This is a genomic window from Aeromonas sp. 600527, assembly GCF_049175415.1.
GTDB lineage: Bacteria > Pseudomonadota > Gammaproteobacteria > Enterobacterales > Aeromonadaceae > Aeromonas > Aeromonas veronii_A.
In genome coordinates, this window is record NZ_JAAKVA010000011.1 from 107336 (window position 1) to 126208 (window position 18873).

Consider the following 18873-nt stretch of genomic DNA (forward strand, 5'->3'; position numbering starts at 1 on the left):
AATACATTGCGTGCTTAGTGGAAGGGGAAGAGGTAATTCATCCAGCTTGCCATGCGCAGCAGCACTTTGCGCATTACAGAAACATGGTGGAAATACTCGGTATAGACAGCGGCTTGTCCGCTGGCACCCGCGATTACCTGATACTTTGCCCATTCGGGGTCGGTAATGGAGATCAGTACCGGCATACGACCTGGACGAATGGCGCTATTCTGGTCAAGCAGCATAGCGTTGGCCTGCACGTTACCGGCGGCAATGGCCGGGATCACGGCGGTCACCTTGCCCTTGAAGATCTTGCCGGGAATACCGTCGATCACCACTTCGGCCTCATCACCCACCGCCAGACGCTGCATGCTGTTCTGCCAGAACCAGCCAACATAGGCAGTCTCATCTTTGTGGATGAAGGTCATCACCGGACGGTACATAAACGGGGTGGCGATCATGCCTGGACGCAGGGCAAGCTGCACCACATGGCCATCGCTCGGGGCATAGACCACGGTCTGGGCCAGCTGGTATTTGGCTTCATCGAGCTGGGCCTGCAAATCTTCCAGCGTGGCGCGTTGCTGATCCATCTGGGCGGCGATCTCGTCTACGCTCGCCTGGGTCACGTCGAGGTCACGCTGCTTGCCGACGCCGCGGCGCATCAGGTCACTGGCGCGATCTCTGTCCAGTTTGGCTGAGCGTAGTCTGGCGTCAATGGACTTGAGTTGATCCTTGTTGGCATCGAGGCGAGCGCTCAGGCTCTCCACTTTCAGTCTGAAAGGCTCGTCATCGAGGCGAAACAGCACATCGCCCTTCTTCACCGGCTGGTTGGCTTGCACCGGCACCTCGACCACCCGGCCCTTGACCAGCGGTACGATAGGGGTAGAGAGGTAGTAGTTGCGCGCCATCTCGGAGTAGGGGTGGTTGTAGTTCATCAGCATGATGAGGGTGCCGATGAGCACCACACCACCCAGCGCGGCAGTCGGAACAGTCCACTTGTTGAGCGGGATGCGGAAGATTTTGAAAATGGCTACACAGAGTGCCGTATAGGTCAGGATCAGTAGCAGGTCCATGATTTATCCCTGTTGCTCTTGCTGTTCGATATGGTTGAGACGGCCCTTCAGTTCAGCCAGCTCTTCTCTGAGGGCCGCGATATCATCTTCATCTTTTTGCAGGCGTTGGTTAAAGCCCCAGCCCCGATCCGGGCGGTAGAGGGTGGCCCAGATCCAGAGGAAAGGCCACAACACGTGCAGCGTAAACAGGCTGACCCAGCCGGCAACATGGATGGCATCCTGATGGGGATGATTGCGATGTTTGGCGATTTCGTAAGGAATATCGTGGATCACGATGATTCCGTAGAAGATGACCAGCGCGACAAAGACGAGCAGGCCAAGGGCAAAGTAGTCAAGGAACATGTATAACCTCCACTGGCTTTAAGCACAGCTTTATCATTGATTCATATATTCGGGAAAGCAATTTAAAATCACATATTTATCGTCAGGTCGCACGGAATCTTAAGGGCTTGTGCTGTATAGGAGCTTAAGGGAATAACGAGTTGTTTTATTGGTTCTTTTGTCAATTAAAAAGGGGCCTTTTGGCCCCCTTTTTTACCACCTCAAGTCAGACATCACCCTTCACTGGGATTGCTAACCAGTGGTTGGCGGAACTTCATCAGGAAGGCCACGGTAATGGCCGCTGTGGCAGTCAGGCCGATGATGGTGGAGGTCCCCATCTCCAGCCCGAACCCGATGGGGGCGTTGGCCAGATAGGTGATCACCACAGCGGTCATGAACATGGCGGGAATGGTGCATATCCAGTGCAGCTTGCCCTCTTTGATGAGGTAGGCAGCCGCAGCCCACAACATGATGACGGCGGTGGTCTGGTTGGCCCAGCCGAAGTAGCGCCAGATCACCCCGAATTCAGCCTTGGAGATGATGAAGCCAAGGATAAACATGGGGATGGCGATCAGCAGACGCTTGGCCAGCGGTTTCTGGGTCATCTTCAGGAAGTCCGCCACGATCAGGCGAGCACTGCGAAACGCGGTGTCACCGGAGGTGATGGGCAGGATCACCACGCCGAGGATGGCCAGAATACCGCCGACTGTGCCGAGCAGGCTGGTGGAGACTTCGTGTACCACGGCCGCCGGGCCGCCGTTGGCCATGGTAGCGTTGAGCGCTTCGGTGCTGTCGTAGAAGGAGAGACCCAGGGTGCACCAGATAAGGGCGATGATCCCTTCACCGATCATTGCGCCGTAGAAGATGAAGCGGCCGGATTTTTCGTTCTGCATGCAGCGCGCCATCAGCGGTGACTGGGTGGCGTGGAAGCCTGATACCGCGCCACAGGCGATGGTGATGAAGAGCAGCGGCCAGAGCGGCAGTTCGGTCGGGTGCAGGTTGGAGAAGTCCATCCCGGTGTTGTAGAAGCCTTTGCCGGAGGCGATCAGGCCAACGATGAGGCCGACCGACATGAAGACCAGCAGGGCGCCGAAGATGGGGTAGAAGCGGCCGATGATCTTGTCGATGGGGACTATGGTCGCGAGGATGTAGTAGGCAAAGATTGCCACAATCCAGTAGACCAGATCGGTGGAGGTGAGGTTGGCGAGCAGCCCTGCCGGGCTCAGCACGAATACCACGCCCACCAGCATCAGCAGCACCACGGCAAACAGGTTCATGAAGTGCTTGGCGGCGGTGCCCAGATGCTCACCGACCACGGTTGGCACCGAGGCCCCCTTGGCGCGCACCGACAGCATGCCAGAGAAGTAGTCATGTACCGCACCGGCGAAGATGCAGCCAAAGACGATCCACAGCATGGCGACCGGGCCGTAGAGGGCACCCAGGATGGGGCCGAAGATGGGGCCGACGCCTGCGATGTTGAGCAGTTGAACCAGATAGACTTTCTTGTCCGACATGGGGACATAGTCCACCCCGTCAGCCATGGTGATGGCGGGGGTTTTCAGCTCGGGTTTCGGGCTGAATATCCGTTCGATGAATTTGCCGTATATGAAGTAGCCGGCCACAAGTAAGCCGACACAGAGGAAGAACCAGATCATTGCTACGCTCCTGCATTGTTATTTTTTAGTGTGCAGAGCGAGTCTAAAACGGTTGCGCCTGACTGGCAGGTGAAACTCCCCGAGCGGCGCTTTGGCGCGCCGAGCGGTCGGCGGCTGTGATCAGGCGCACACTCCGCGGCTCAGTCCAGCCCCAGCTGATCTTTCAGCTCCTTGAGATAGCGACGACTGACCGGCACCCGTGCGCCGCTCGGGGTGACAATCTCTGCCAACTGGTTATCCAGCAACCGGATCTCGAAGATGGCGTTGGGAGAGACCAGATATTGGCGGTGGCAGCGCAGCAGCGGGCTCTTTTCCTCCAGTGATTTGAGGGTGAGCTGGGTGTGGAACAGCTCGCCCTGACAGGCCACATGGACCCCGCCCAGATCGGAGAAGGCATACTCCACCTGCGCGATGGGCAGCAGTCTGACCCGGTTGTGCAGATAGCCCGGAATATGTGCGATGGTGGGGGCCAGCCGCTCGATGGGCTGCGGGGAGATATCCTGCTTGAGGCGTGCCAGCGTTTTGGCGAGGCGTGCGGGTTCCACCGGCTTTAGCAGGTAGTCGAAGGCGTTCTCCTCAAAGGCCTGAATGGCATATTCGTCAAAGGCGGTGACAAAGACGATGCGGGGCAGGGGATCGAGCATGGCCACCAGCTCCATACCGCTCAGCTTGGGCATCTGGATATCGAGGAATACCACGTCGGGTTTGAGGCGCTGAATAAGCGGCAGCGCCTCGATGGCGTTGGCCGCTTCCCCCACGATCTCGATGGCAGGATCGCAAGCCAGCTGCTGCCTCAGCTCTTCGCGGGCGTAGTGTTCGTCATCGACAATCAGGGTGCGGATCATGGTTGCTCCTTGGGGATGGTGAACGACACCCGGGTCCACTGCTCAGGCTCGCAGGCAATAGTCACGCCATAGCGCTCGCCAAAGGCGCTTTTCAGTCGCCGATCGACAATGGTCATGCCCAGACCGTCGCCAGCGGGGTGCGCTTGCCAGGTGCCTGCATTATCTTCCACGTGGATGGTGACGCTGGTGGGATGCTCATCGGTCCAGAGGCGAATGCGCCCCTGTTCCAGTAGGGTCGAGATGCCGTGCTTGATGGCATTCTCGATCAACGGTTGCAGGGTGAAGCTGGGTAGTCGCAGTGTGGCCAGATGGGGCGGGATCTCGTTTATCACCGTCAGCCGATCGCCAAAGCGGGCAAGCTCGATCTCCAGATAGGATTGGCAGTGCTCCTGTTCTTCCTGCAGGGTCGCAAGGCCGCTCTGGCGCTTGAGGTTCTTGCGAAAGAACAGCGAAAGATGCAGCAGAAGGTCTCGCGCCTTGTCCGGATCACGCCGGGTGATGGCACTGATGGTGTTGAGGGTGTTGAACAGAAAGTGGGGGTTGATCTGGGCCTGGATCAGCTTGAGTTCGGACTGCACCAGCAGCCGCTGATGCTGCTCCAGCCGACCGGCCAACAACTGCTGTGACAGCAGGTTGGCAATCCCTTCACCCAAGGTGTGGTTGATCTTGAGAAACAGCCGCTTCTTCGGCTCGTAGAGCTTGATGGTGCCAATCACCCCCTTGTCCCCCTGCAGCGGGATCACCAGCACCGAGCCAAGCTGGCATGCAGGGGAGAGGCTGCAGCGATAGGGCTGACTGTTGCCATCGGCAAACAACACCTGGTTCTGGGCGATGGCCTGCATGGTGATGGCTGACGCAATGGGGGTACCCGGCAGATGGTGATCTTCGCCGGTGCCGATAAAGGCGAGGATCTGCTCGGTGTCCGTAATGGCGACTGCCCCCACGCCGGTCTCCTCCTGAATGATGCGGGCTATTTTGTTGCTCGCTTCCGGGGTAAAGCCCTGACTCATGATCCCCACTGTGCGGTTGGCGATGTTGAGTGCCTTGGCGGAGAAGACCCGGGAAAACTTCTCATACATTCGCTGCTGGTCACGGATCATGCTGATAAAGAGCGCCGCACCGCAGGAGTTGGCCAGAATCATCGGGGTGGCGATGGTCCGTACCAGCAGCAGAGATTTGTCGAACGGGGTGGCTACCAGCAGGATGATCACCATCTGCATGATTTCGGCGTAGAGGGTGGTAAAGAAGGCGATGCGGGGCTGAAACAGGGCATCTGTTCGCCCCGCGCGCATCAGCCGCCAGTGAACAATACCCCCGAGCAACCCCTCGCAGGTGGTAGAGATGGCGCAGGCGAGATCGGTGAAGCCGCCCAGGGTATAGCGGTGCAGGCCGCCGGTCAGCCCTACCAGAAAGCCCACCAGTGGTCCCCCCAATAATCCCCCCAAGACGGCGCCGACCGCCCGGGTGTTGGCGATGGCATCGTCGATATCGAGGCCCACATAGGTGCCGAGGATACAAAAGCTGGAAAAAATGATGTATATCAGTATCTTGTGAGGAAGCCTCACCGAATAGTTGGCAAGCGGACGCAGCAGTGGGCTTTTCGAGAAGAGATAGGCGATCACCAGGCTGACGCTCATCTGTTGCAGCAAGGAGAGGACCAACTGCATAAAAAACGCTCCTCATAAGCCAGCTGAAAAAATAGTCAGCCCGTGAATAAGTGTGATCAGGATCTTGTTCTGTTGGCCCAACTGGGCGCAACGGGCCGCCAGTTTGCCAGAACAAGTGGATAAAACCATATCAAATCAGCATGTTAAATTGATATTTGTGTAAGCGGCAGCGGGTTGATATTGATGGATGGAGCATGAATGTATCCACTGGATACGCCACACGGAGGTGGCATGCTCCGCCCGGCCCCTTGGCTGGGCGTTTTTTATACATGGTCAGTTGGCAACCTTCTGATGGGGGTTTGAGCAATTATTCCGGTTTGTCCAATGAGTTATCCCCAGCTTCTGGGGATAACTCAGAATGCAAAGTAGTAGCAGAAGCGGCGGGTCAGGTTAAAGAACTGCCGTTGTCCCTCATCCAGCTCTTCCTGTTTGATAAAAGCAGTGATGGTGCGTTCATCTTCCCGCAGATCGATCATGGCGACGGCTTCCGGGCGCTGGGCTTTGATAAAGGGCAGGATCTTCGGCTTGAGAGGCATGGTGGGCTCGGTAGAGAGCACCAGCGCAATACTCTCGTCTGAGAGTTTCACCAGGGAGCCAGGCGGGTATACTCCCAGCACCTTCACCAGTAACTTGACCAGATTCTGGTCGAACTTCTTCTGGGATAACTTGTAGAGCTGGCTGATGGCCTGACTCGGCGCTGCCGGCGTGCCGCTGTTGCGCGGATGAAGCAGCTCATCGTAGAAGTCGACCAGTCCGATCAGCCGGGCTAATGGCGGGATCTCTCCCCCCTTGATCCCGAGTGGATAACCGCTGCCATCGAGTCGCTCGTGGTGCAGATGGGCGACCTGACGGATTTTCGGTTCAAAGGCGTTGAGCTGGGTCAGCATTTCCAGCCCGTACTGGGGATGCATCTTGAGAAAGTTCTGCTCGGCCTTGTTGAGTTCCCCGCGCTTTTGGGTGATCTGGCTCGGAATTTTCAGCTCGCCGATGTCGTGGATAAGTCCTGCAAGTCCGGTCTCCTCCAATTCGATGGGGTTCATCCCCAGTTCGCGCGCCATCAGCATGGCAATGAAAGCTACGTTGAGGCTGTGCTGTAGCAGAACATCGGTGTGGGGGCTACGAATAAGGTGGAGACCGAGCGGACCTTCGTGCTGACTGAGGGTGAAGGCGGCGTTGCGGACGATCTGGGCGGTGTTGGCTAACCCCTCGTCCGGTTTGAGGTTGAGCGCCCCGAGTGCATCGCGCAGCTCACTCATGGACTGGCCAAAGGCTTTGTCGGCGGCGCGCATGGAGCGACGAAAGGCTTTTTCGTCAAAAGGGGGTGGACCTGCATCAATCAGGGATTCCAGCTCATCGAGATCGGGTCCGGCATCAGGAATATCGCCACGCAGTAGCGGCTCGATAGGCAGATCGCTCTTGTCCGGATCCACCATCATCAGGTTCAGATCTAGGTGGCGGATGATGTCCAGCTGCTGCTGATCTTTGATTTTGAAGGCATTGAACATGAACGGGTGATTGGTCCATCCGGTGGGGAGATGGATATAGTGGCCTACCCGCAACTGTTCGATTGAGGCTTGGATCAGTGCCATCGGTTAACCTGCATTTCTGGAATGCCTACTCAACAAGCTAGCAAAATCCGATGGATAGACAACTAAAAATCCATGAAGGAGACCGGGAACCATCCGCGCTGTGATAAAGCGCACGAGCATCAGAACTCTCTTAATTCGCTCTTAAGTTTTACTTCCTACGCTGGCTCCGTTGTTTTCGTTTGCTTGACCGGCTCTGCAGGCCGGTATTTAGGAGTGATGTATGCGTGTAACGCTCGGTGTGCTGCAGACCAATCTGCTGCTTGTGCTCTTTTTCGCGCTGGTTCTTAACTGGCCTATCCTTTTGCACTTCTATTCGGTGCTCAGTGAGCTGAATCACGTCAAAGCCGGATTCGCCATCTCGATCCCGCTGGTGCTGATTGCGGCACTCAATGCCGTGTTTATTCCCTTCACGTTCCGGTTTGTGCTCAAACCCTTTTTTACCGTATTGATCCTGAGTGGCTCCATCGTCAGTTACGCCATGCTCAAATATGGCATCATCTTTGACGCCGGTATGATGCAAAACATAGTAGAGACTAACAGTGGTGAGGCGGGTGCCTATTTGAATGGCTCGGTTGCGCTCTGGTTCTTGCTGACCGGGCTACTGCCCACTCTGATGCTCTGGTCACTGCGGATCCGCTATCCGGCTCGCTGGTATCATGGGTTGGCGTTGCGCACCGGCGCCCTGGTCCTCTCTCTGCTTTTTATCGGGGGGATCGCGGCTCTTTACTATCAGGATTACGCCTCGGTCGGTCGCAACAACAAGTCGCTGGCCAAAGAGATTGTGCCCGCCAACTATGTGCACGGCCTCTACAAATATGGACGGGATGTGCTGTTTGCCACGCCTATCCCTTACCAGCACCTAGGGACCGATGCCAGGGTGGTAGCACGGGGAAGCAAGCCGACCCTGATGTTCCTGGTGGTCGGGGAGACGGCGCGCAGCCAGAACTACTCCCTTAACGGTTATGGCAAGGCGACCAACAGCTTCACGGCCAAAGAGCAGGGGGTGGTGTCTTTTAAGGATGTGCGTTCCTGTGGCACGGCGACCGCGGTCTCGGTACCTTGCATGTTCTCCAACCTCACGCGGCGTGGTTACGATGAACAGCTTGCCAACTCCCGTGATGGCCTGCTCGATGTGCTGCAACATGCCGGTGTATCTGTGCTGTGGAAAGAGAACGATGGCGGTTGCAAAGGGGTGTGCCGTAATGTGCCGACCATCGAGATCCTTCCCAAATCCTATCCTGCGCTCTGCCAGGGGGAGTCTTGCTATGACGAGGTGCTGCTGGAGGGGCTGGATCAGCAGATTGCCGAGATGAAGGGCAACAAGCTGGTGGCTTTTCACCTGATGGGCAGCCATGGCCCGACCTATTTTCGTCGTTACCCTGCCAGCGAGCGCGTCTTTATGCCGGACTGCCCGCGTAGCGACATTGAAAACTGCAGCAACGAAGAGCTGGTCAACACCTATGACAACACCATCCGCTACACCGACAAGGTGGTGGGACTGCTGATAGATAAGCTCAAGTCGCTGGAGAGCCAGTACAATGTGGGACTGGTCTATCTATCCGATCACGGTGAATCCCTTGGGGCTATGGGGCTCTATCTGCATGGCACGCCCTACAAGTTTGCGCCGGATGATCAGACCCGGGTGCCGCTGCTGACCTGGTTCTCGCCCCAGTTACAGGCCGATCGCCAGCTGGATATGGGTTGCCTGGCGGCGGAGGCGAGCAGCCAGCGCTTCTCCCATGACAACCTCTTTCACTCCATGCTGGGGATCATGGATGTGCAGACCCGTGTTTACAACAACAAGCTGGATCTGTTCAAGCCATGTCGGGCGGGCTAAACCGCCAGCAGGCACACAATAGAAAACGGCAGCCACTGGCTGCCGTTTTGTTATCTCGCAAGATCAGTGCCTTACTTCTGCTCCATGATGATCTGCAGCAGATCTCCCTCCAGCAGGGCGCGCTTGACCAGTGCAAAGCCGCCATAGGTCGGCTGGTTCTGGAAGCGGGCTTTCACGATGGGCAGGCCACGGTGGAAGCTAGGCAGGGATTGATGCTCGACGCAGCGACGGATGGCCGGGAAGAGGATCTCTTCGGCGGCGGTGATTTCACCGGCGATCAGTACTTTCTGCGGGTTGAACAGGTTGACCGTAATAGCCACCGCCCGTCCCAGATGCTCACCCACGTTCTCGATCACGCTGCGGGCCAGTTCATCGCCCGCCAGCGCCGCCTTGCATACCTCCTGAATGGTGATGTGCTTCTCCTGCAGCGCGCTCTGGTGACCGCGGCTGATAAGCTCCTTCACCTTGTCAATGATCGCTTCGTTGGAGGCGATGGTCTCGAGGCAGCCGAAGTTGCCGCAGTGGCAGCGTTTGCCGAGTGGCTCGACCTGAATATGGCCGATCTCGCCGACGTTGCGGTTCTGACCGAGGAACACCTGACCCTTGGTGATGATCCCGGAGCCAGTCCCCTGGTGGACGCTCACCAGAATGGAGTCCATGCAGTCGCGGGACTCGCCGAAGAAGTGTTCGGCCAGCGCCAGCGAGCGGGTGTCGTTGCCCACGTAGCAGGGGAGGTTGAAGTGGTTCTCAAGCAGCTTCGCCAGTCCCAGATTGCGGATCTGGTACTTGGGGGTGTAGATGACCATACCGGATTCCGGGTTGACCAGACCCGGCATGGTCAGCGCGATGCTGATGAGGTTGCGACAACGTTCGCGGTTGGCATCGATAAAGGCGCCAATCTCTCGCAGCAGCATGTCGACCACGGGTTGCTGGTCGATCTCGGTCACCTGAATGACGTGCTGGTCGAGCTCCTTGCCATCGAGGTCATAGAGACTCAGTTGCAGGTAGCCGCGGCCCAGCTTGGCAGAGACAAACTGAAAGCGATGTTTGATGGTGGTCAGGGAGATGGCACGCCGCCCGCCGGTTGAGGCTTGCGGAGAGGTCTCCTTGATCAGGCCATGCTCGATCAGTTGCCGGGTTATTTTGGTCACGCTGGCCGGGGCCAGCTGACTCAACTCGGCAATCTTGACCCGGGAGATGGGGCCTTGCAGGTCGATGAGCCGATACACGGCTGCACTGTTGACCTGCTTGATAAGATCTACGTTTGCTATTTGTCCGCCAGTCATGATGTCACTGTTGTGTGTAGTGTCCGTTAACCACGGTCCCACGGACCGTGAAGTCCTGATCGAAGACAGTGAGGTTGGCTACTTTACCGACCTGGATACTACCGAGACGTGAGTCCCATCCAATGGCGCGAGCGGGGTAGAGGCTGGCCATTCTCAGTGCTTCATCGAGCGGTAATCCGACCTGCTTGACCAGATTTTCCACCCCCTCAATCATGGTGAGGGAGGAACCGCCGAGTGTACCATTCTCGTCGACACACTGACCATCGCGTAAAAAGACGGTGGTGCCACAAAAATCAAATTTCTCAAAGCCTTCCGGTGCACCCGCTGCTGCGGTGGCATCGGTGACCAGCACCAGTCGCTCCCCCAGCGCCTTGTGAGCCAGACGCACGTTGGCCCAGTGAACGTGGTGACCATCGACGATGATGCCCGCATAGACATCCTTGCGATCGTAGATGGCGCCCACGACGCCCGGCTCGCGACCGTTGAGGGTCGGGGTCATGGCGTTGTAGAGGTGGGTGGCAAAGCGAATACCGTTATCAAACCCGGCCATGGCCTGATCGTAACTGGCTGCCGTGTGACCGGCAGAGACCAGAATGCCCGCTTCCACCAGACGGCGGATATGGGCCGGCTCGTTGCGCTCCGGTGCCAGGGTGATCTTGGTGATGGCATCCGCGTTGGCGCAGAAGAAGTCGATCATCTCATCCGCTGGCTGGCGAATTTGCGCGGCAGGGTGGATCCCCTTGCGCTTGAGGTTGGTGTAAGGCCCTTCCAGATGAACGCCCAGCACCTCGTTGGGGTGTGCCGCCATGTAGTCGCGGGTGACCGCAACTGCCTGCTTCATGTCCGCATCCGGGCTGGTGATCAGGGTCGGCAGGAAGCTGGTGGTACCGGACTTGAGGTTGGCCGCCTGCATGGTCGCCAGAGTTTCGGCCGTGATCTCGGTGTTGAACATCACCCCGCCACAGCCGTTGAGCTGCACATCGATGAAACCGGCGGTCAGGTTGGCGCCCTTGAGGTCAATCAGCTCAATGCCCGCAGGCAGTTCGGCCAGGTGAGAGATGGCGACAATCTTGTCGCCTTCGACAAGCACCCCGTAGCCGGTCAGCACGCAGCTGCCGGTGTAGAGGGTGCAGTTGGTCAATGCGTACATGGCAACTCCTTACAGACGGCCGATGTTGGCGGCTTCCAGCTGCTGGAAGTAGCGAACGGTCTTGACCTTGAGCTCCATGGTGGAGGGCTCGTCGCACACCATCATTCCCTTCGGATGCAGTTGCAGGGTAGAGATGGTCCACATGTGGTTGACGCTGCCTTCCACTGCGGCCTGCAGGGCCAGTGCCTTGCCGTGACCGGTGACCAAGATCATGATCTCTTCCGCATCCATCAGGGTGCCGACACCCACGGTCAGGGCCAGCTTGGGCACCTGCTCCATGTCGCCACCGAAGAAGCGGGAGTTGGCGATGCGGGTGTCTTCGGTCAGGGTCTTGACCCGGGTGCGGGAAGAGAGGGAAGAGGCCGGCTCGTTGAACGCGATGTGACCATCGTTACCCACGCCACCCATGAACAGGTGGATCTTGCCGTAGGACTTGATCTTCTCTTCGTAGCGCTTGCACTCGGCCACCAGATCCTCGGCATTGCCGTTGAGGATGTTGATGTTTTCGGGACGAATGTCGATGTGACTGAAGAAGTTGTTGTGCATGAAGCTGTGGTAGCTCTCCGGGTGATCTTCCGGCAGGCCGACGTACTCGTCCATGTTGAAGGTGACCACGTTCTGGAAGCTCACTTCACCGGCTTTGTGCAACTCGATCAGGCGCTTGTAGGTATTGAGCGGCGTGCCACCGGTGGGCAGGCCCAGTACGAAGGGACGATCTGCAGTCGGTTTGAACGCATTGATACGGTCAACGATGTAACGGGCAGACCAGAGGCCTACTTGGCTGGCAGATTTCAACGGGATCAGGCGCATGATGGATACCTCTGTTTCGGGTTGCGACCGGTTTGCTGGTGGCAATGGGCTAATACGGATTCTAGTTGTTTTATAGCGTAAATAAAGATTGCGGACTAAGCCACATCTATCCACCACCTTTATCTTGTTTGGGTGATAAAGATCACGATTATTGGTTTATTAATTTGCGCAGCGAAATAAAAGTCCTAGACTGCCAATCAAGCCTTGATGGCTTATGCGTCAAACGTGATAAGCACTTAATTTCTAGAAAAACATTAACTAAGGAGAGGAACCGTGAACATTCTCGGTTATTTGCAAAAGATCGGCCGTGCCCTGATGGTGCCGGTAGCGGTATTGCCTGCCGCAGCGATCCTGATGGGGGTTGGCTACTGGATTGACCCGAATGGTTGGGGTGGTGACAGTGCGCTGGCTGCCTTCCTGATCAAGGCGGGTGCCGCCATTATCGACAACATGTCCGTACTGTTCGCAGTCGGTGTCGCCTACGGTATGTCCAAGGATAAAGACGGTTCTGCTGCCCTGGCAGGTCTGGTTGGCTTCCTGGTCGTGACCACTCTGCTGAGCCCGGGTGCCGTGGCCCAGATCAAGAGCATCCCGCTGGAACAGGTTCCTGCCGCATTCGGCAAGATCAACAACCAGTTCGTGGGTATCCTGTGTGGTGTCATCGCCGCTGAACTGTACAACCGCTTCAGTAGCGTCGAGCTGCACAAGGCGCTCTCCTTCTTCTCCGGTCGTCGTCTGGTACCGATTGTGACCTCCGTGGTGATGATCATCGTATCTTTCATCCTGATGGCCGTGTGGCCGGCAATCTACGGTGGTCTGGTTGGTTTCGGTGAATCCATCGTCAGCCTGGGCTCTACCGGTGCCGGTATCTACGCCTTCTTCAACCGTCTGCTGATCCCGATCGGTCTGCACCACGCCCTGAACTCCGTGTTCTGGTTCAACGTGGCCGGTATCAACGACATCCCGAACTTCCTGGGTGGTCAGGCTACCATCGATGCCGCTCTGGCCGCTGGCAAGAGCCTGGATCAGGTGAAAGGCGTGGTCGGTATGTACCAGGCTGGCTTCTTCCCCATCATGATGTTCGGTCTGCCGGGTGCTGCGTTGGCCATCTACCACTCCGCCAAGAAAGAGAACAAAGAGAAAGTTGCCTCCATCATGATCGCAGCTGCTTTCGCCTCCTTCTTCACCGGGGTGACCGAGCCGCTCGAGTTCTCCTTCATGTTCGTGGCGCCGGTTCTGTATGTCATCCACGCAGTGCTGACCGGTATCTCCGTGTTCATCGCTGCCTCCATGCACTGGATGGCCGGTTTCGGTTTCAGTGCCGGTCTGGTGGATATGGTGCTCTCCAGCCGTAACCCGCTGGCGACTAACTGGTACATGCTGATTGCTCAGGGTCTTGTCTTCTTCGGTCTCTACTACGTGGTATTCCGCGCCGTGATTGCCAAGCTGAACCTGAAAACCCCGGGTCGTGAGGAAGATGAAGATACAGCTCCGGCTGCTGCTCAATCTACCAACCGTACCGAGCTGGCCAAGCAGTACCTGGAAGTGCTGGGTGGTCAAGAGAACCTGGTCTCCATCGATGCCTGCATCACCCGTCTGCGTCTGACTCTGAAAGACCGCAGCATCGTCGATGAGCGCAAGCTGAAAGCCCTGGGTGCGGCCGGTGTGGTCAAACTCGGTGAGCAGAACCTGCAGGTGATTCTGGGCCCATTGGCCGAAATCATCGCCGGTGAGATGAAAGCCCTGCGTTAATCGAGCGACTCGCTCACTTCAAGTCTAAGTCCATTGTTGACATAACTGAGAGCCCCGCTTAGGGGCTCCATATAAAAAAGCCAAGAAAATCCAACCTTTACTTCAAATGAGAGCAGCAGTTATGAACTTGAAACATTCTCTGTTAGCCATTGCCATGTCTACCGTTTTTGTCAGCCAGGCCCAGGCGGCCGATGCAGCCAAGCAAGCCGTGGTCGATTCCCTCGCCAACAACCTGGTGGTCAAGTATGAAGTGGTCACCAACGATGGTGCCGGTGCTGGCCTCGATTGCCAGGCGCTCGGTTCCGAGTGGGCGAGCTGCGGTGTGGCCAAGCTGCACCTGACCAATACCGGTGCTGACGTTACCTCCAAAGACTGGAGCATCTATGTATCTTCCATTCGCCGTATTCAGCGGGTGGATAACGACCAGTTCACCATCGCTCACCTGACCGGCGACCTCTATCGTTTGACGCCAACCGAGAAGTTCCAGGGCTTTGCCAAGGATGCCACGGTCGAAGTGCCGCTGGTGGTGGAATACTGGGTATTGTTCGAATCTGACATTATGCCGAACTGGTATGTCGCCAGCGAAGGTGCCGAGCCGAAAGTACTGGCCAGTATGAGCAATATCGACGACGCCAGCACCTACGAGAAGCCGATGCCGGCTGATGGCTGGAAGCGTACCAAGGATGACAAGAACATCCTGATGAACAGCGAGACCCGTTTCGCGGCCAACCAGACCAGCACCCTGCTGCCGGCTGGCAAGATTGACAACCAGATCCTGCCGACCCCGATGAAGCAGGTAGTCAAAGCTGGTCCGCAAATCGACTTCTCTACCATCAAGCTCAATGCCCTGGATTTGCCGAGCGATCGCGCCGAGGCCCTGAAGGCTCAACTGACCAAGCTGGGTGTTACCCTCTCCGACACCGGCTACCCGGTGACCATCAAGCTCGGCAGCAAGCTCAAGCAGGCTGAAGGCTATGACATGACCATCGGTCAGAAGGGCACCGTGATCCAGGGTCGCGACATCGACGGGGCATTCTGGGGTGCACAATCCCTGATCTCCCTGCTGGGTGTTGATGACAAGCTGGTGAGCCCGATGACCGTCGAGGATGCGCCGCGCTTTGAATACCGTGGCATGCAGACCGACGTGGCCCGCCACTTCCGCAGTCTGGATACCATGAAGAAGCTGGTTGACCAGATGTCTGCCATGAAGCTCAACGTGCTGCACCTTGGCCTGACCAACGATGAAGGCTGGCGTCTGGAGATCCCGGGTCTGCCGGAGCTGACCCAGGTCGGTAGCCAGCGTTGCCACGACGAGTCCGAAACCAAGTGCCTGATGCCGCAACTGGGTTCCGGCCCGACCAGCGACAACCAGGGTTCCGGTTTCTACAGCAAGTCTGACTACGTGGATCTGGTGCGTTATGCCAAGGCCCGCGGTGTGACCGTGATCCCCGAGATTAACATGCCGGCCCACGCTCGTGCTGCCGTGGTCTCCATGGAAGCGCGCTACAAGCGTCTGATGGCGGAAGGCAAAGAAGCGGAAGCCAACCAGTTCCGTCTGACTGATCCGGCTGACACCTCCAACGTCACCTCAGTCCAGTTCTACGACAAGATGTCCTTCATCAACCCTTGCCAGCCAGGTGCTGCCACCTTCGTGGCCAAGGTAATGGATGAAGTTGCCCAGATGCACCAGGCCGCCGGTCAGCCGCTGACCGCATGGCACTACGGTGGTGATGAGGCGAAGAACATCATGCAGGGCGGTGGCTATCAGGATCCGGCCGTCACCAAGAAAGAAGAGCTGGTCGCCTGGAAAGGTAACGTCGACTCCAGCAAGCAGGACAAACCGTTTGGCAAGTCCCCGATGTGCCAGAAGATGATCGATGAAGGCAAGATCAAGGAAGTGGGCGAGCTGCCGGTTTACTTCGCCAAGGAAGTGGGCCAGATGGTCAAAGACCGCGGCTTCTCTACCCTGCAGGCATGGGAAGATGGTCTGAAGTACGCCAGCGGTGCCAAGGACTTCGCCACCGACAACACCCGTGTCAACTTCTGGGAAACCCTCTACTGGGGTGGCTTCAACGAAGCGATGAAGTGGGCGCACAAGGGTTACCAAGTGGTGCTGTCCAACCCGGATTACCTCTACTTCGACTTCCCGAACGAAGTACACCCGGCCGAGCGTGGCTACTACTGGGCTACCCGTTTCAACGACACTCGCAAGGTGTTTGCCTTCGCCCCGGAAAACCTGCCACAGAACGCCGAGACCTCGGTTGACCGCGACGGCAACGCCTTCGTGGCCAAGGGTGACCAGGATCCGGTCAAGTTCAAGGGGATCTCCGGTCAGCAGTGGAGTGAAACCGTGCGTACCGATGCTCAGTACGAGTACATGGTCTACCCGCGTATCTTCTCCGTGGCCGAGCGTGCCTGGCACAAAGGTGGCTTCGAGCTGAACTATGTGAAGGGTCGTGAGTTCTCCGGCGAGACCAAGTTCGTCAACAAGGCCACCCTCAACAAAGAGTGGAACCAGTTTGCCAACGTACTGGGTCAGCGCGTGCTGCCGAAACTGGATCAGGCCGGTGTTGAATACCGCCTCTCCGTACCGGGTGCCAAGGTAGTGAACGGTGTGCTGGAAGCGAACGTGGATCTGCCGGGTCTGCCCATCCAGTACAGCCTGGACGGTACCAACTGGAGTGCCTATGACGCCGCGGCCAAGCCGAGCGTGAATGGCAAGGTCTACCTGCGTACCACCAGCTTCGATGGCAAGCGCACCAGCCGTGTCACCGAACTGAACTGATAGCAGTCAACCGTTAACATGAGGTGGGTCGCAAGACCCGCCTTTCCCAAGGGCGATGGCGCATCGGGTTTGGGAAAGGTTGACTGTGCGTGTGAGCCTTTGTTGTGTGTAATTGTCTGTTTTGTGTTTTTCATCACTTTCAGCCCCGCCCAGTGCGGGGCTTTTTTATGCATTTTGTGTGCAATGTGCCAAGCCACGCCGTTTTTAGCGGTGCAATGGCCGGGAAATGGCCCGGAAGTGCCAAATTCAGGTTGAGACAGCGCCCGTAATAAGGGATCATACCCGGCTTGACGGCGGAGGGATGAGGGTGCCAGCCGGCACAACTTCCGCCAGTGACGCTTTTTTGAGGTGAGCCATGAGTCAGGCGAACAGCCCAACTAACTTTATTCGTCAGATCATTGATGAAGATCTGGCCAGCGGTAAGCACAGCAGCGTGCATACCCGTTTTCCGCCCGAGCCGAACGGTTATCTCCATATCGGCCACGCCAAATCCATCTGCCTGAACTTCGGCATCGCCCGCGACTATCAGGGCCAGTGCAACCTGCGCTTTGACGATACCAACCCGGTGAAGGAAGATATCGAGTACGTTGAGTCTATCAAGCAGGACGTACAGTGGCTCGGCTTCCAGTGGAACGGCGAGATCTGCTACTCCTCCGACTATTTCGACAAGCTGCACGGCTACGCCATCGAGTTGATTGAAAAGGGTCTGGCCTATGTGGACGAGCTGACGCCCGAGCAGATGCGCGAGTACCGTGGCACCCTGACTGAGCCGGGCAAAAACAGCCCGTTCCGCGATCGCAGCGTGGAAGAGAACCTGGCGCTGTTTGCCAAGATGAAGAATGGCGAGTTCGCCGAAGGCACCGCCTGCCTGCGCGCCAAGATCGACATGGCATCCCCCTTCATGGTGATGCGTGATCCGGTTATCTACCGCATCAAGTTTGCCCACCACCACCAGACCGGTGACAAGTGGTGCATCTACCCGATGTATGACTTCACCCACTGCATCTCGGACGCGCTGGAAGGGATCACCCACTCCATCTGTACCCTGGAGTTCCAGGACAACCGTCGTCTGTACGACTGGGTGCTGGACAACATCACCATCGACTGCCACCCGCGTCAGTACGAGTTCTCTCGTCTGAACCTCGAATACACCGTCATGTCCAAGCGCAAGCTGAACCTGCTGGTGACCGAGAAGCACGTCGATGGTTGGGATGACCCACGCATGCTGACCGTCTCCGGTCTGCGTCGTCGTGGTTACACCCCGGCCTCCATCCGCGAGTTCTGCAAGCGCATTGGCGTCACCAAGCAGGACAACATCGTCGAGATGAGCATGCTGGAAGCCTGCATCCGTGAAGACCTCAACGAGCATGCCCCGCGCGCCATGGCCGTGCTGCATCCGGTGAAAGTGGTCATCGAGAACCTGGCTGCCGACGAAGTGCTGACGGCCCCGGCCCACCCGAGCAATGCCGAGATGGGTACCCGCGAGCTGAACTTCACCCGCGAGATCTTCATCGACGAAGCGGACTTCAAAGAAGAGGCGAACAAGCAGTTCAAGCGTCTGGTGCTGGGCAAGGAAGTGCGTCTGCGCAATGCCTATGTGATCAAGGCCGAGCGCATCGAGAAAGATGCCGATGGCAAAGTCACCTGCATCTACTGCTCCTACGATCCCGAGACTCTGGGCAAGGATCCGGCCGATGGCCGCAAGGTGAAAGGGGTGATCCACTGGGTCAGCGCTACTCACTCTCTGCCAGCGGAAGTGCGTCTCTACGATCGTCTGTTCAAGGTGCCGAACCCGGGCGCCGAGGATGACTTTGAAGCCGCGCTGAACCCGGAATCCCTGGTGATCATCGAGGGTGCCCGTGTCGAGGCCTCCCTGAAAAACGCCAAGCCGGAGCAGGCTTACCAGTTCGAGCGTGAAGGTTACTTCTGCGCCGACAACAAGCTCTCCAGCCCGGAACATCTGGTGTTCAACCGCACCGTTGCCCTGCGCGACTCCTGGGGCAAGGTAGAAGGCTAAGCCGATGGGGCAGGGGAGACCCTGCCCTGTGTGCTGCCAGCGGCCTGCGCCGGACAATAAAAAAGCCAGCATCAGCTGGCTTTTTTATTGTCCGTTATCTGAAAGTC

The 18873-nt window shown here is 57.5% G+C and carries 13 protein-coding genes; 4 read left to right on the forward strand and 9 right to left on the reverse strand.

All coding sequences use genetic code 11. The features are described 5' to 3' along the window. Positions 1 to 14: 14 nt before the first annotated feature. The 6 genes from G5154_RS14410 to G5154_RS14435 form a co-directional block, all read right to left on the reverse strand. Complete coding sequence (locus G5154_RS14410; RefSeq protein ID WP_005344402.1) at positions 15 to 1052, reverse strand: HlyD family secretion protein; 1038 nt, start codon at positions 1050 to 1052, stop codon at positions 15 to 17. Between the two features lie 3 nt (positions 1053 to 1055). After that, the gene (locus tag G5154_RS14415; RefSeq protein ID WP_042032410.1) at positions 1056 to 1394 is read right to left on the reverse strand and encodes a DUF3302 domain-containing protein; all 339 of its coding nucleotides are present in this window, start codon (positions 1392 to 1394) and stop codon (positions 1056 to 1058) included. Positions 1395 to 1606: 212 nt separating this feature from the next. Beyond that, positions 1607 to 3028, reverse strand: coding sequence for a carbon starvation protein A (locus G5154_RS14420; RefSeq protein ID WP_019445441.1), 1422 nt, complete (start codon positions 3026 to 3028; stop codon positions 1607 to 1609). Between the two features lie 140 nt (positions 3029 to 3168). Further along, complete coding sequence (gene btsR, locus G5154_RS14425) at positions 3169 to 3873, reverse strand: two-component system response regulator BtsR (protein WP_005344408.1); 705 nt, start codon at positions 3871 to 3873, stop codon at positions 3169 to 3171. After that, the gene (locus G5154_RS14430) at positions 3870 to 5540 is read right to left on the reverse strand and encodes a LytS/YhcK type 5TM receptor domain-containing protein (protein WP_421251104.1); all 1671 of its coding nucleotides are present in this window, start codon (positions 5538 to 5540) and stop codon (positions 3870 to 3872) included. The genes btsR and G5154_RS14430 overlap by 4 nt, the downstream gene beginning before the upstream one ends. 353 nt (positions 5541 to 5893) lie before the next feature. Further along, positions 5894 to 7129 (reverse strand): HD-GYP domain-containing protein, encoded by a 1236-nt coding sequence (locus G5154_RS14435; RefSeq protein WP_421251103.1) that lies wholly within the window; start codon positions 7127 to 7129, stop codon positions 5894 to 5896. A gap of 220 nt (positions 7130 to 7349) precedes the next feature. Between G5154_RS14435 and G5154_RS14440 the strand changes: the two genes are divergently transcribed. Then, positions 7350 to 8966, forward strand: a complete 1617-nt coding sequence (locus G5154_RS14440) for a phosphoethanolamine transferase (protein WP_421251102.1) — start codon at positions 7350 to 7352, stop codon at positions 8964 to 8966. A gap of 71 nt (positions 8967 to 9037) precedes the next feature. Here the strand turns inward: G5154_RS14440 and nagC are convergent, their stop codons facing one another. Genes nagC through nagB form a run of 3 tightly spaced genes read right to left on the reverse strand, consistent with a single transcriptional unit; the run spans position 9038 to position 12212 of the window. Further along, a complete protein-coding gene (nagC, locus tag G5154_RS14445) occupies positions 9038 to 10252 on the reverse strand; it encodes a DNA-binding transcriptional regulator NagC (protein ID WP_005334312.1) in 1215 nt (404 codons plus the stop codon). Between the two features lie 4 nt (positions 10253 to 10256). Next, positions 10257 to 11402, reverse strand: a complete 1146-nt coding sequence (gene nagA, locus G5154_RS14450) for an N-acetylglucosamine-6-phosphate deacetylase (protein WP_216979107.1) — start codon at positions 11400 to 11402, stop codon at positions 10257 to 10259. Between the two features lie 9 nt (positions 11403 to 11411). Further along, the gene (gene nagB, locus G5154_RS14455) at positions 11412 to 12212 is read right to left on the reverse strand and encodes a glucosamine-6-phosphate deaminase (RefSeq protein WP_041208406.1); all 801 of its coding nucleotides are present in this window, start codon (positions 12210 to 12212) and stop codon (positions 11412 to 11414) included. A 273-nt stretch (positions 12213 to 12485) separates the two neighbouring features. Here nagB and nagE point away from each other — a divergent pair, with 273 nt between their 5' ends. From nagE to glnS, 3 genes are all read left to right on the forward strand, one after another. Then, the gene (gene nagE, locus G5154_RS14460) at positions 12486 to 13964 is read left to right on the forward strand and encodes an N-acetylglucosamine-specific PTS transporter subunit IIBC (protein WP_005344423.1); all 1479 of its coding nucleotides are present in this window, start codon (positions 12486 to 12488) and stop codon (positions 13962 to 13964) included. A gap of 121 nt (positions 13965 to 14085) precedes the next feature. Next, a complete protein-coding gene (locus tag G5154_RS14465; RefSeq protein WP_421251101.1) occupies positions 14086 to 16749 on the forward strand; it encodes a beta-N-acetylhexosaminidase in 2664 nt (887 codons plus the stop codon). A gap of 355 nt (positions 16750 to 17104) precedes the next feature. Next, the gene (glnS, locus tag G5154_RS14470) at positions 17105 to 18766 is read left to right on the forward strand and encodes a glutamine--tRNA ligase (RefSeq protein WP_201955650.1); all 1662 of its coding nucleotides are present in this window, start codon (positions 17105 to 17107) and stop codon (positions 18764 to 18766) included. Positions 18767 to 18873 lie beyond the last annotated feature (107 nt).

What these genes read in the sequence shown, in the direction of transcription:
- nagB (WP_041208406.1), bottom strand. Translation starts at nt 12,212, where the DNA reads ATGCGCCTGATCCCGTTGAAATCTGCCAGCCAAGTAGGCCTCTGGTCT.
- G5154_RS14465 (WP_421251101.1), top strand. Translation starts at nt 14,086, where the DNA reads ATGAACTTGAAACATTCTCTGTTAGCCATTGCCATGTCTACCGTTTTT.
- G5154_RS14415 (WP_042032410.1), bottom strand. Translation starts at nt 1,394, where the DNA reads ATGTTCCTTGACTACTTTGCCCTTGGCCTGCTCGTCTTTGTCGCGCTG.
- glnS (WP_201955650.1), top strand. Translation starts at nt 17,105, where the DNA reads ATGAGTCAGGCGAACAGCCCAACTAACTTTATTCGTCAGATCATTGAT.
- nagC (WP_005334312.1), bottom strand. Translation starts at nt 10,252, where the DNA reads ATGACTGGCGGACAAATAGCAAACGTAGATCTTATCAAGCAGGTCAAC.
- G5154_RS14440 (WP_421251102.1), top strand. Translation starts at nt 7,350, where the DNA reads ATGCGTGTAACGCTCGGTGTGCTGCAGACCAATCTGCTGCTTGTGCTC.
- nagA (WP_216979107.1), bottom strand. Translation starts at nt 11,402, where the DNA reads ATGTACGCATTGACCAACTGCACCCTCTACACCGGCAGCTGCGTGCTG.
- G5154_RS14435 (WP_421251103.1), bottom strand. Translation starts at nt 7,129, where the DNA reads ATGGCACTGATCCAAGCCTCAATCGAACAGTTGCGGGTAGGCCACTAT.
- G5154_RS14410 (WP_005344402.1), bottom strand. Translation starts at nt 1,052, where the DNA reads ATGGACCTGCTACTGATCCTGACCTATACGGCACTCTGTGTAGCCATT.
- G5154_RS14430 (WP_421251104.1), bottom strand. Translation starts at nt 5,540, where the DNA reads ATGCAGTTGGTCCTCTCCTTGCTGCAACAGATGAGCGTCAGCCTGGTG.
- G5154_RS14420 (WP_019445441.1), bottom strand. Translation starts at nt 3,028, where the DNA reads ATGATCTGGTTCTTCCTCTGTGTCGGCTTACTTGTGGCCGGCTACTTC.
- btsR (WP_005344408.1), bottom strand. Translation starts at nt 3,873, where the DNA reads ATGATCCGCACCCTGATTGTCGATGACGAACACTACGCCCGCGAAGAG.